Below are 13,670 nucleotides of genomic sequence, written 5' to 3'. Positions count from 1 at the left end.
AGCTTGATTAGCGTCCGGGCGAGCAGGGCGGACAAGACCACGCCGTGGCATGGCCGCGAGCGGCGATCGTTTGGCCGCCATGGCGGATGCCAGCGGGCATCGGCGACATCCAACTATTCAGGAACAGGACGACATGACGGCCAACACCCAGCGTAAATATCGTGCCGATTACCAGCCGCCGGCGTATCTGATCGATGACGTTGCGCTGGATTTCGATATCCGCGACACCGGCACCCGGGTGCGCGGGCAATATCAGGTTCGTCGCAATCCCGACGCCGCCGGTGCCGCGGCGCTGCAGCTCGACGGGCGCGACATGCAACTGCACAGCGTGGCCATCGACGGCCGCGCGCTGGGCGCGGACGAATATGAGCTCGGCGAGCACGCGCTGGTGATCGCGGCGCCGCCGTCGCAGTTCAGTCTGACGATCGAAAACGAGATCGACCCCGAGCACAACCTGGCGCTGGAGGGGCTGTATCGCTCCGGCGATATCCTGTGTACCCAGTGCGAGGCGACCGGCTTTTCACGCATCACCTATTTTCCCGATCGCCCCGATGTGATGTCCCGTTACACCACGCGTATCGAGGCCGATGCCGATCAGTATCCGGTACTGCTGGCCAACGGCAACTGCGTGGAGAGCGGCGACGCCGGCGCGGGCCGTCATTACGCCGTTTTCGAGGACCCGTTCGCCAAGCCCTGTTATCTGTTCGCGCTCGTGGCCGGTGATCTGGGCATGATCCGCGACAGCTACACCACGGCCTCGGGCCGCGAGGTCGATCTGCGCCTGTACACCGAGCACGGCAACGAGGATCAGTGTGATCACGCCATGGCCTCGCTCAAGCAGGCCATGGCCTGGGACGAGGACACCTACGGTCTGGAATACGATCTCGACAGTTATGTCACCGTCGCCGTCGGCAGCTTCAACATGGGCGCGATGGAGAACAAGGGCCTGAATGTGTTCAACACGGCCTGTATCTTCGCGCGGGCGGACACCGCCACCGACGGCGATTTCGCGCTCGTGCGTGACGTCGTCGCCCACGAATATTTTCACAACTACACCGGCAATCGCGTGACCTGCCGCGACTGGTTCCAGCTGTCTCTCAAGGAAGGGCTCACGGTCTATCGTGAACACCAGTTCGCCATCGATCAGGGTTCGCCGGGGGTGACCCGTATCGGCCAGGTGCGCACCATCCGTGAAGTGCAGTTCCCCGAGGACGGCGGCCCGCGTGCCCACCCCGTGCGCCCCGAATCCTATGTGGAGATGAACAATTTCTACACCATCACGGTGTACGAGAAGGGCGCCGAGGTCATTCGCATGATCGCCCAGATGGCTGGCCGCGACGCCTTCCTGCGCGCGGTAAGACATTATCTGGACAAGCACGACGGTCAGGCCGTGACCATCGAGGATTTCGTCGTGGCGATGGAGGAGTCCACCGGCCTCGACCTTGATCAGTTCCGGCGCTGGTATGCCCAGGCCGGCACCCCGCGGCTGACCCTCACCACCGAGTTCGACCAGAATCAGCTGCGTGTGCGCCTGACCCAGTCCACTCCGGCGACGCCCGACCAGAGCGAGAAACAGCCCTTCGACATACCGGTCGCACTGGCAATGTTCGACGCCCAGGGGCTGCCCGTGGGCGAGCCGCAGGTGCTGCGCCTGAATCAGGCGGAGCAGCAGTGGCAGTTCGACGGCTTCGACGCGCAGCCGACGATCTCGGCCCTGCGTGGATTCACGGCACCGGTGAAACTCGACTACCCACAGAGCGACGCCGAGCTTGCGCGCCTGATGGCGTTCGACAGCGACCCGGTGTCGCGCTGGGACGCCGCCCAGGCGCTGTATCTGAATACGCTGGTCGCCGATGCGCGTGCGCGCGGCGCGGATCAGCCACCGGCCGCCGCGCCGCAGGCGTTGTTCGACGCCATCGAATCGCTGCTGGCGACGCCGCCGGACGATCGCGCATTGCTCGCCGAGATGCTGACCCTGCCCAGCGAGACCCGCATCGGCGAGCAGTTCGACGCCACCGACGTGTTCGCGGTCAACGGTGCCCGCCGTGCCCTCAAGCAAGAGATCGCGCGTCGTTTCACCGGCCTGTTCGAAACCCTGCGCGACGCGCACGCCGCGAGTGGCCCGTATGTGTTCGATGTCGCTGAATCCGGTCGCCGGCGGGTATTCGCGCTGGCGCTCGATTATCTCGCGGCCATCGATGCGCCGGGTATTCGCGACCATGCGCTCGCCGTCTACAACGACGCCGACAACATGACCGATCGCATGGCCGCTCTCGGCGCGCTGCGGGACCTGACCGGCGACGCGCGGACCCGCGCGATGACCGATTTCGCCGAACGCTGGGCAGACTACCCGCTGGTGATGGACAAGTGGCTCCGACTACAGGCCTCGACGCGGCGCGACGATGCGATCGCCCAGGTCCGTGCCTTGCTCGAAGATGCCCGCTTCGATTTCACCAATCCGAATCGCGTGCGTGCGCTGCTCGGCGGTTTCGCCCGCGGCAACGGCGAGGCGTTTCATCACGCCGACGGCCAGGGTTATCAGCTGCTGGCCGACGAAATTCTGCGTCTGGATCGGCTCAACCCGCAGCTTGCGGCCGCGCTGGCCGGACTGCTCGCGCCCTGGAGGCGTTATGCCAGCCCGCAGGGCACCGCCATGCGTGAACAGTTGACTCGTCTGGCCGCGTCCGATCTGTCGGCGAATACGGGTGAAATCGTGGCCGCGGGCCTCGCCTAGCCGCCGCCGGCGCAGCGCTGACGCGGGAATGTCATATTGCTGTAATATCTAGTCCCTAGCGTTACGGCGTCATATCCGCATGAAACCTAACGTGATGCAACATAAACATGTGCTTGTGGTCGAAGACGAGGCGCCGATCCGCGACATGATCCGCTTTGCGCTGGAGCGTGCGGATTTTCGTGTGACCGAAGCCGAGGATGCCCAGTCCGCGCGCCTGTCGATGGCCGAGCAGCGCCCGGATCTGGTATTGCTCGACTGGATGCTGCCGGGCATATCCGGGGCGGAATTCGCGCGCGAACTGCGCCGCGAGGATCTCACCGCGGATGTGCCGATCATCATGGTGACCGCGCGCGTCGATGAAGACGATCGCGTACGCGGGCTCAACCTCGGCGCCGACGACTATGTCACCAAGCCGTTTTCCTCCTCCGAACTGGTGGCCCGTGTACGCGCGGTGCTGCGCCGCAGCCTGCCGGGCGGCGAGGACGAAACACTCGAACTCGATGGCCTGATTCTCGATGCGGCCAGTCAGCGCGTGGCGGCCGGTGAACTGCCGGTCAAACTCGGGCCCACCGAATATCGGTTGCTGCGTTTCTTCATGAGCAATCCGGAACGCGTGTATTCGCGCGAACAGATGCTCGACCGCGTCTGGGGCCAGAATGTGTTCGTCGAGGAACGCACCGTGGACGTGCATATCCGGCGGCTGCGCAAGGCACTGGCGCCGCACGGATTCGACAGTTTCATTCAGACGGTGCGGGGCAGTGGCTATCGTTTTTCCAGCAAAACGATGTAGACCCGTCGCGGCGCGGCCATGAGCATGCCGTCGATGGGCGTGCGCCGGGTATGGCGACGCGAGGCGATGCTCATCATCGCCTGGCTGGCGATCAGCCTGATGACCGGGCTGCTGGTGGGCCGGGTGCTCGTGTGTGTGCTGGCGGGCGTGTCGATCTATCTCGCCATGCAATTGATCTATGCCTATCAGCTGCACCGCTGGCTGATTTCCGACCGTATCGAGCCGTCCGATGGCATCGGTGTCTGGCAGGAGATCTATACCGAGCTGTATCGCCTGAAGCAGCGCAATCGCAAGCGCAAGAAACGCCTCAAGAGCATTGTCCACGAGTTCCAGGCCTCCACCGCGGCGCTGCCGGATGGCGCGGTGGTGCTGGACTCGCAGGGGCGAATCGTCTGGTTCAACAGCGCAGCCGCGGCGCTGCTGGCCCTGCGTAGCCCACAGGACATGGGCCAGCGGATCGCGAATCTGATCCGGCACCCGACCTTCTCGACGTATCTCTCCCAGGCCACCGACAGTGGCGAACTGGAAATGCCGTCGCCGGTCAACGAGGCCGACACGATCCTGATGCGGCTGATCCCGTACGGCAATAACCAGCGTCTGCTGATCGCCCGGGATATCAGCGAACAGAAACGACTCGAGCATACCCGCCGCGATTTCGTGGCCAACGCCTCGCATGAGTTGCGTACACCGCTGACGGTACTACGCGGCTATCTCGAAATGATGGAGGAGGAAACCGCCGACAGCGAGGCACTGGCCGGCTGGAAGGCGCCGATCCACGAGATGGGCGAACAGTCGCGACGCATGAACCGCATCATCGAGAGCCTGCTCAAGCTTGCGCGGGTCGAAGCGGAAGGGCTGCAGCAGCGTCAGGAGCGGGTGGACGTGCCGGCGATGATCACCTCGCTGGTCGAGGATATCCGGCGCGCGGCGGCGGGGGCCGAGCATGCGGTCAGCGTTGATCTGGAAGCAGGACTGTCGCTCTACGGCAGGGCGAGCGAACTGGAGAGCGTGTTCTCCAATCTGCTGTCCAATGCGGTGCGCTATACCCCCGCCGAGGGCGAGATCCACGTGCGCTGGTGGTCGGACGATGCCGGCGCCTGTTTCAGCGTGAGCGATAACGGTCCGGGCATCGATGCGACCCACCTGCCGCGTCTGACCGAGCGTTTCTATCGCGTCGATCCGGGGCGCAAGGCCAGCAGCGGCGGCACCGGGCTGGGGCTGGCGATCGTCAAGCACTGCCTCGAGCATCACGAGGGGGAACTCGCGATCGACAGTACGCCGGGCGAAGGCTCGACGTTCACCTGCCGCTTCCCGAGCCAGCGCTGCCTGAACCGCCGCGCCGCCTGAGGCGCCTCAAGGCCGGTCGACGAGCCACCCGATAGTCCGCGAGCTGCCTGTGCGACCCCGTATGCCGCAGGACCACCGGCTGGTCTCGGGCGGCGCTTTGCCCGGCTGCGCGAACACGGACAATCACCACTAGGCATCGGTCGATTGTCCGTCATAAATAGTTAATAAAGCCTTCATGTTGATGACTTTTGCGGTCGGTAACCTCCGCGGCGAATCGAATGCTTGACGGGAAAAGCATTTCGACTTTAACCGCCGTTATCACCAGGGAGTCAACCAATGAAGAATTTGCCCGCACGGCTTGGGCCGATGCCGAAATTTCTCGCCAGGAACAACAAGCCGGGCCTGATATGCGCGTCAGCGCTGCTGGGCGTTTGTTCGGCCATCGCGACCCCCGCGTTCGCCAACGAAACGACCATGCAGCTCATCGAGATCATGCGCGATAACGGCAGCATCAGTCAGGCTCAGTACGACCAGCTGCGTGCAGCCGCCGTCGAAGACGATCGCCAGATGCAGACGCAGCCGATGCAGCAGGCCGACAGCCAGTCCATCGAGGACAAGGTCGACGCAAAGCTGGCCAAGTTCGACTGGGCGTCCAAGGTCAAGCTCAAGGGCGATATTCGTCTGCGCTATCAATACGGCGACAACAGCACCCGCGAGAACGCCGCCGGCAACAACGTCAGTCGTAGCCGCGGCCGTGTGCGTTATCGCCTGGGCATCATCACCACGCCGCTCGACAACCTGGAAGTGGGCGCCGGTCTCGCCAGCGGCGGCTCCGATCCGCGTTCGACCAACCAGACCTTCGGCGACGACTTCAGCTCGAAGGGCATCAATCTCGATTACGCCTATGCGCAGTACGAGTTCAACGATTATCTCGCGGCCATCGCCGGTAAGTTCAAGTTCAAGAACTATCTCTGGGTACCCACCGACCTGATCTGGGACGGCGACATCAACCCCGAGGGTGTGTCGGCTCGACTGAACGTCGATAACGGGCTCGGCACGAGCTTCGTCAACGGTGGTCTCTGGGTGCTCAACGAGTTCGGCTCGAACAGCAGCGATCCCTATCTGTACTACGGTCAGCTGGGCCAGAAGTTCAGCGCGGGCAATGCGTTCGGCACCCTGGCCGGCACCTACTACGGCTATGAGAACACGGCTCAGGACGGCACGTTCAATCCCGATTACAGCGCGGGCACCAACACCGACGATCAGTTCGGCGTGGTCAATGTCTCGGGTGAACTGGGTACCAAGTTCTCCGGCGGCAAGGCGTCACTGATCGGCGACTACGTGCTCAACACCGAGACCGATACCGACGAGGACACCGGTTTCGCGTTCGGCGCCAAGGTCGGCGTCGACAAGTGGGAGTTCAAGTACATCTATGCGGACCTGGACGCCAATGCCGTGCCGGATACGTTCCCGGACTCGGATCGCATGGGCGGCGCCACCGACATGAAAGGCCACGAGGTCGCGGGCTCCTATGCCTTGAACGATGCGGTCGAACTGGGCCTCGACTACTACAACACCGAGCGCAAGTCGACCGACGAGGACGAGCAGATCCTGCAGGCCGATCTGCTGGTTTCGTTCTAGCCGAACCAAAGGTGGCGCCCGGCGCCACCTCGTCCTTCGGATGACGGCATCCGGTTCCGATTCCGCGATTCGGCATGGCGATCGGAACCGGACCGCCGATCAGGATTTATCGACCGATGTTAGCGACCCGGGCATGTCCCGGGTCTTTTTTTATCACCTTTTGGGGACCTATCGATGGTTTCGAACAAGAAGATCTATTCGGTGGCGGCGCTTGTACTGGCACTCGGCCTGTCGGCCTGTAATGACGGCGACTCCAACGCCACGGTTACCGATTCGACCGAGACGCCCGCCAGCCCGGCGGCCCAGCTCACCGTGACCCAGGCTGGGCGTTTTCAGGTCAGCCCGTTCGCGTTCGACGAGGGCGCGGCTGAAATTTTGGCCCACGATGCGCTGCTCAACCGGCTGTTCGTGGTCAATTCCAGCGCCCGCACGGTCGATGTGCTCGATATCAGCGACGTCGACAATGTAATGAAGCTTGACTCGATCGATGCGACCGCCGAAGGCGCGTCGGCCAACAGCGTGGCCGTGTTCGGACAGACGGTCGCGGTGGCGATCGAAGCCGATGACAAGCAGGCGCCCGGAAAAGTGGTGTTCTATAACACCACCGACTTCAGCAAGGTCGGCGAAGCCACGGTCGGCGCATTGCCGGACATGGTGACGTTCACGCCCGATGGCAGCCGCGTGCTGGTCGCCAACGAAGGCGAACCCAGCGACGATTACGACAACGATCCGCAGGGCACGGTCAGCGTGATCGATGTGTCCTCGGGTTTCGACAACGCCCCGGTCACCGAGATCGGTTTTACCGCGTTCAATGATCAAGCCGACGATCTGCGTGCCCGAGGCGTGCGTATCTTCGGGCCCGGCGCCAGCGTGGCGCAGGATTTTGAACCGGAGTACATCACGGTGAGCGCCGACGGCAGCCTGGCCTATGTCAGCCTGCAGGAAAACAACGCCATTGCCGTCATCGACCTGGCCACGCTTACGGTCACCGCTATCCAGCCGCTCGGCTACAAGGATCACAGCATTGCCGGGCAGGGCATCGATCCGAGCAACGAGGACGGCTTCAACGTACGATCCGTGCCCGTGCTGGGCATGTATCAGCCCGACACCATCCACGTGTTCGAACAGGGCGGCACGCGCTATCTGCTCACCGCAAACGAAGGCGATTCGCGTGACTACGACGGCTTCAGTGAAGAGGCGGACGTCAAGGACCTCACCCTGGATCCGACCGTGTTTCCGAACGCGGCGGCGCTGCAGGAAGACGACCAGCTCGGCGATCTGAAAGTCACCGACACGCTGGGCGACACGGACGGTGACGGCGACTACGATGCGCTCTATGTGTTCGGTGCGCGCTCGTTCTCGGTACGTCAGACCGATACCGGCGCGCTTGTCTTCGACTCGGGCGACGCGTTGGAGCAGATCACCGGCGCGCGCTATGGTGACGGCTTCAACGCCGACAATACCGACAACGAGGGCGACGATCGCTCCGACAACAAGGGGCCGGAACCCGAAGCGATCGCCTACGGCGAAGTGGCAGGGCGGGCCTATGCGTTCATCGGTCTGGAGCGCATGAGTGGTTTCGTCGTCTACGACATCACCGATGTCAACGCGCCGTCCCTGGTGACCTATATCAACAACCGCGACCTGACCGTCGATGCCGACAGCGGCAACGCCGGCGATCTGGGCCCGGAGAGCATCGTGTTCATCCCGGCGGCCGACAGTCCGGATGGGCAGACCGCGCTGGTGGCGGTCGGCAACGAGGTCAGTGGTTCAACCACGCTTTATCGGTTGTCGGTCGAATAGCCAGGACCCGCGGCGGTGGCGGTGAAACGGGGTTGAGGCGTTGTCATAAAAACGTCATCAAACTGCAATACAGTTTTCACTGCCACCGCCCACACTCCACGAGGTCATCGAGGGGTGACTAACCGATTTCACAGGGAGATATCAATGAAACCATTCATGCAGCAGTCCCTGCGCGTCGCGGCGGTAACCGCCACCGCGCTGGGTCTGAGCACCGTAGCGATGGCCAAGGAACAGATGCGTATCGTGGGCTCGTCCACGGTCTATCCGTTCTCGTCCTATGTCGCCGAAGAGCTGGGCGCGACCACCGATTACCGCACGCCGGTGGTCGAGTCGACCGGTTCCGGCGGCGGCTTCAAGCTGTTCTGTGCCGGCGTCGGCGACACCACGCCCGACATCACCAACGCCTCGCGTCGGATGAAGCCGTCGGAACTGAAGTTGTGCAGTGACAACGGCGTGACCGACATCACCGAGAACGTGGTCGGCTACGACGGAATCGTCTTTGCCCAGAGCAAGCAGGACGACGCCATCGATCTGACCCGCGAGCAGGTCACCCTGGCGGTCGCCGCGAAGGTGCCGGTGGACGGCAAGCTGGTCGACAACCCGTATACCAAGTGGAGCGAGATCGACGCGTCGCTGCCGGATCGCGAGATCCTGATCTACGGTCCGCCGACCTCGTCGGGCACCCGCGATGCGTTCGAGGAGCTGGTCATGGAACACGGCTCGGAGAACATCGACGGTTACGGCGAGGCGTATACGACCATCCGTCAGGACGGCAAGTACGTACCCTCCGGTGAGAACGACAACCTGATCGTGCAGAAGCTGGCCCAGAACAAGGACGCCTTCGGCATCTTCGGCTACTCCTATCTGGAAGAGAACCGCGACAAGATCCAGGGTGCGAAGATCGACGGCGTAACGCCCGAGCGTGCGCTGATCTCATCGGGCGAATACCCGGTGTCGCGTTCGCTGTTCTTCTATACCAAGAACGCGCATCTGGACAAGGTCGGCGGCATGAGCGATTACGTCGACATGTTCCTGTCCGATCAGATGGTCAGCGACCGTGGCTACCTCAAACGCCTCGGCCTGATCCCGCTGCCGGCCGATCGCCTGAAGGCAGAGCGCAGCGAGTGGGAAAGCAAGGCCAAGCTCGGCGCGTCCGACCTGGAAAGCTGACCCCGACGGGTTGAAACAACCGGTTACGGGGCGGCCCGTGGCCGGTTTTTTACAGGGGCGTGTTGGTGTTCGAGGCCGAGTCGGGCCTAACATCAACGCGCCTTCGCGTTTTGCGTATCATGACCGCGGTCAGCCCGCTTGCAGCCATTCAGGACACGCGTTTTGGATACCAGCCAGATCCTGCTCATATTCTTCGGCGGCCTCGTGCCGTTGGCGGCCGTAGCGTTCGTGCTCGGTCGGCGCAAGGCGCTGATCGCCGATGCCCGCGGCACGCGTCTGCACTCGCTGCCGGGCCAGTACGGGGTCTATGTGGCGACCTGGATGGCGCTGCCGGCAATCGCCATCGGCTTCGTCACCGGGACCGCCTATCTGTTCGGCCTGCGGGTGCCTGCAGCGCCGTTCATTCTTTCCTTTGCGCTGGTGGGGTCGGCCATCGGCTGCGCCATGGCGCTGCGTCGCGTCGAGCCGACGCTGCGCGCGCGCAATTCGATCGAGAAATTCGTCTACTGGGCATTGTTCGCCGCGTCGCTGGTCTCGATTCTCACCACCCTGGGCATCATTCTGTCCATCGTTTTCGAAGCACTCAAGTTCTTCAACCAGGTCAGCGTCTGGGATTTCGTCACCGGTACCCAGTGGAGTCCCGTGGCAACGTTCCGCCCCGGCCAGAACGCGGCCAGCTCGCAGTTCGGCTCGGTGCCGCTGTTCGCGGGCACCTTCATGATCACGTCGATCGCCATGCTCGTGGCGATTCCGGTCGGCCTGCTGTCGGCGATCTACATGTCCGAGTATGCGAGCTATCGGGTCCGCACCATTGCCAAGCCGTTGCTGGAGATTCTGGCCGGGATTCCGACGGTGGTGTACGGCTTCTTCGCCGCGATCACGGTCAGCCCGCTGGTGGTGCAGGTAGCGGCGACATTCGGGCTGCAGGCCTCGTATACCAATGCGCTGGCCCCGGGGCTGGTCATGGGCATCATGATCATCCCGTTTATCTCGTCGCTGTCGGACGATGTGATCAACTCGATTCCCAACAGCCTGCGCGAAGGCTCCTATGCGCTGGGCATGACCCGCTCGGAGACGATCAAGCGGATCGTTCTGCCGGCGGCGTTCCCGGGCATCATGGCGGCCTCGCTGCTCGGTGTCTCGCGGGCGCTGGGCGAGACCATGATCGTGGTCATGGCCGCGGGTCTGCGGCCGAATCTGACCTGGAACCCGCTCGAGGACATGACCACGGTCACGGTACGTATTGTCGATGCGCTCACGGGAGATCAGTCCTTCGACAGCCCCGAGACGCTGGCTGCCTTCGCGCTCGGGCTGGTGCTGTTCGTGGTCACGCTGGTGCTCAACCTCGTGTCGATCATCGTCATTCGCAAGTTCCGTCAGTCCTATGAATAACCGGCGCCCGCTCGGGTCACGGATTGCCCCATGAATCAACGTATTTCCCTACAACCCTCGCGTCGGCTCAAGAAACGCTATCGCGCCGAGAAACGCTTCAAGGCCTATTGCCTGGGCGCGCTGCTGCTGGCGCTGACGTTTCTGGTCGTGTTCTTCGCCGATATGATTCATCAGGGCCATTCGGCGTTCGCCCAGACCCAGTTGAAAGTGGATGTGACCTACAACGCCGATACCGTCAAATTCACGATGGAGTCGGTGGACGAGGACGTCGCGCCGCTGGTCTCGCGCGCGTTTTTTCGCCAGATTCCGCGTCGGGTGAAGAACGATCCTGCGTTGATGGATACCACCGAGACGATATGGGTCGTGGCCAACTCCGATATCGATCAGTACCGCAAGGGCCATATCGACAGTCTGGATCCGGACGATCTGGCCACGCTCGAACGGCTCGAGGCTGACGGCGATGTCGCCATGGGCTTCAACAAGGGCCTGTTCTTCTCCGGCGATTCCAAGATCCCGTCCAACGCCGGGCTGTGGTCGGCGTTTGTCGGCTCGATCTACGTCATGCTGGTGGTGCTGGCGGTGAGCTTTCCGATCGGTGTGGCCACGGCCATCTATCTCGAGGAATTCGCGCCCGACAACCGCTTCACCCAGGCGATCGAGATCAATATCAACAATCTCGCCGCGGTGCCGTCGATCCTGTTCGGTCTGCTGGGGCTGGCGATATTCATCAACTTCTTCGGCGTGCCACGCTCGTCGGCGCTCGCCGGGGGACTGACCCTGTCGCTGATGACGCTGCCGGTGATCATCATCAGCACGCGCGCCGCGCTCAGGGCCGTACCGCAGAACATCCGTCAGGGCGCGCAGGCGGTAGGGGCCTCGCGCTGGCAGTCGGTGCGTGATCACGTGCTGCCGCTGTCGCTGCCGGGCATTCTCACCGGCACCATCATCGGCATCGCCCAGGCCATGGGCGAAACGGCGCCGCTGCTGCTGATCGGCATGATCGCCTATATCCCGGACGCGCCGACGAGCATGACCCAGGCCGCGACCGTGCTGCCGGCCCAGATATTCACCTGGGCCGGCATGCCCGAGCGGGCCTATGTGAGTCTGACCGCGGCCGGCATCCTGGTGCTGCTCACGCTGCTGATTCTGCTCAACGCGAGCGCGGTGCTGCTGCGTAACCGCTTCGAGCGGCGCTGGTAGCCGCATGCGCGTGATTGGCAGTCGACACAACTCTTTTTCAATTTTCGGACCGGGGATTTAGGATGCTCACTCGTAACGCAAGCGATGTCGCGCCGGATCTGGTGCGCATGCCCACGGTGGAGCAAACACGGGTGAAACAGAGCACGAAGATGAGCGTGCGCGATCTGTCGGTCTGGTACGGCGAAAAACAGGCGCTGTTCGGCGTCTCGATGGACGTGATCGAAAACGAGGTGACCGCTCTGATCGGCCCGTCCGGTTGCGGCAAATCGACGTTCCTGCGCTGCCTGAATCGCATGAACGATCTGGTTCAGGGCGTGCGCATCGAGGGTGAGGTCGAATTCGAGCAGGAGAACGTCTACGCCCCGCACGTCGACGTGGTGGAACTGCGCTCGCATATCGGCATGGTGTTCCAGAAGCCCAATCCGTTCCCGAAAAGCATCTACGACAACATCGCCTACGCCCCCAGGATTCTCGGCAAGGTGCGCAAGCGCACCGAGATGGACGACCTGGTCGAGGAATCGCTCAAGCGCGCGGGGCTGTGGGAAGAGGTCAAGGATCGCCTGCAACTGCCCGGGCTGGCGCTGTCCGGTGGCCAGCAGCAGCGGCTGTGCATCGCCCGTGCGATCGCCGTGAGTCCGTCGGTGCTGCTCATGGACGAGCCCTGCTCGGCGCTGGACCCGGTGGCCACGGCCACGGTCGAGCAGCTCATCGATGAACTCAAGGAAAACTACACGATCGTGATCGTGACGCATAACCTGCAGCAGGCGGCCCGCGTGGCCGGCTACACCGCGTTCTTCCACCTCGGCAATATCATCGAATTCTCGGATACGGATTCGCTGTTCACGCATCCGCGCGAAAAGAAGACCGAGGACTACATCACCGGCCGCTACGGCTGAGGAACGACTCATGGAAAAGGTAGGTCTGGAAAAACATACGTCCAAGCAGTTCGACGCCGATCTCGAGGACGTGCGCGAGCTCGTGCTCGCCATGGGCGGCCTGGTCGAGCAGCAGATCGCGGACGCGGTGCGCGCCCTGATCACCGGCGAGGGCGGCCTCGGCGAGGACGTGGTGCGCGGCGACCGCGAGGTCAATCGCATGGAACTCGAGATCGACGAGGAATGCACCCGTATTCTGGCTCGGCGCGCCCCCCAGGCGGGCGATCTGCGCCTGGTCATCGCCATCGCCAAGACCATCACCGATCTCGAGCGTATCGGCGACGAAGCCGAAAAGATCGGCCGCATGGCCACGCAGCTGGCCAGCTATGACCGCCCCAAGAGCGCGTTCCGTCAGATCGAGGTGCTCGGCAGGCACGTGCGCGAGATGCTGCGCGACGCCCTGGACGCTTTCGCGCGTCTGGATTCGGAGGCCGCGGTCAGCGTGGCCCAGGCCGACACCGAGGTCGATCGCGAGTACGAGGGCGTGGTGCGCCAGTGCATTACCTACATGATGGAAGACCCGCGCACCATCCGGCACATGCTGGACGTGCTCTGGGCAGTGAAGGCGCTGGAGCGCATCGGCGATCATTCCACCAACATCGGAGAATACGTGGTCTATTTCGTCGAAGGCAAGGACGTGCGCCATATCGGCCTGGAGGCGATGGAGAAGGAAGTCGCCAACAGCCCGCGGCGCCGCAACAAGCCCGAATAAGCCTTT

10 protein-coding genes are annotated in these 13,670 nt (G+C 63.2%); all 10 read left to right on the top strand.

Annotated features, from left to right (window positions below):
* Positions 1-49: 49 nt before the first annotated feature.
* The 10 genes from pepN to phoU all read left to right on the top strand — a co-directional run bounded on the left by pepN (position 50) and on the right by phoU (position 13,664).
* A complete protein-coding gene (gene pepN, locus ACFOSU_RS17205; protein WP_380691150.1) occupies positions 50-2,734 on the top strand; it encodes an aminopeptidase N in 2,685 nt (894 codons plus the stop codon).
* Between the two features lie 94 nt (positions 2,735-2,828).
* Positions 2,829-3,524 carry a phosphate regulon transcriptional regulator PhoB gene (gene phoB, locus ACFOSU_RS17200; RefSeq protein ID WP_380691149.1) on the top strand — a complete coding sequence of 232 codons (696 nt, stop codon included), beginning with the start codon at positions 2,829-2,831 and terminating at the stop codon, positions 3,522-3,524.
* Between the two features lie 18 nt (positions 3,525-3,542).
* Complete coding sequence (gene phoR, locus ACFOSU_RS17195) at positions 3,543-4,871, top strand: phosphate regulon sensor histidine kinase PhoR (RefSeq protein ID WP_380691148.1); 1,329 nt, start codon at positions 3,543-3,545, stop codon at positions 4,869-4,871.
* A 276-nt stretch (positions 4,872-5,147) separates the two neighbouring features.
* Entirely contained in the window at positions 5,148-6,452 is a 1,305-nt protein-coding gene (locus ACFOSU_RS17190) for a putative porin (RefSeq protein WP_380691147.1), read from the top strand.
* 174 nt (positions 6,453-6,626) lie between these two features.
* A complete protein-coding gene (locus tag ACFOSU_RS17185; protein WP_380691146.1) occupies positions 6,627-8,255 on the top strand; it encodes a choice-of-anchor I family protein in 1,629 nt (542 codons plus the stop codon).
* A gap of 144 nt (positions 8,256-8,399) precedes the next feature.
* Positions 8,400-9,425 carry a PstS family phosphate ABC transporter substrate-binding protein gene (locus tag ACFOSU_RS17180; RefSeq protein WP_380691145.1) on the top strand — a complete coding sequence of 342 codons (1,026 nt, stop codon included), beginning with the start codon at positions 8,400-8,402 and terminating at the stop codon, positions 9,423-9,425.
* 162 nt (positions 9,426-9,587) lie between these two features.
* Positions 9,588-10,817 carry a phosphate ABC transporter permease subunit PstC gene (gene pstC / locus ACFOSU_RS17175; protein WP_380691144.1) on the top strand — a complete coding sequence of 410 codons (1,230 nt, stop codon included), beginning with the start codon at positions 9,588-9,590 and terminating at the stop codon, positions 10,815-10,817.
* A gap of 30 nt (positions 10,818-10,847) precedes the next feature.
* Entirely contained in the window at positions 10,848-12,017 is a 1,170-nt protein-coding gene (gene pstA / locus ACFOSU_RS17170; protein ID WP_380691143.1) for a phosphate ABC transporter permease PstA, read from the top strand.
* A 107-nt stretch (positions 12,018-12,124) separates the two neighbouring features.
* Positions 12,125-12,913, top strand: coding sequence for a phosphate ABC transporter ATP-binding protein PstB (gene pstB / locus ACFOSU_RS17165; RefSeq protein ID WP_380691376.1), 789 nt, complete (start codon positions 12,125-12,127; stop codon positions 12,911-12,913).
* Positions 12,914-12,923: 10 nt separating this feature from the next.
* Entirely contained in the window at positions 12,924-13,664 is a 741-nt protein-coding gene (phoU, locus tag ACFOSU_RS17160; protein ID WP_380691142.1) for a phosphate signaling complex protein PhoU, read from the top strand.
* Positions 13,665-13,670: the final 6 nt, after the last annotated feature.

Source organism: Salinisphaera aquimarina, assembly GCF_042643355.1.
In the GTDB taxonomy this organism is placed as follows: Bacteria; Pseudomonadota; Gammaproteobacteria; order Nevskiales; family Salinisphaeraceae; genus Salinisphaera; species Salinisphaera aquimarina.
Note: the sequence above shows the minus strand (reverse complement) of the source record. Positions and strands in the feature narration are given on the sequence as shown.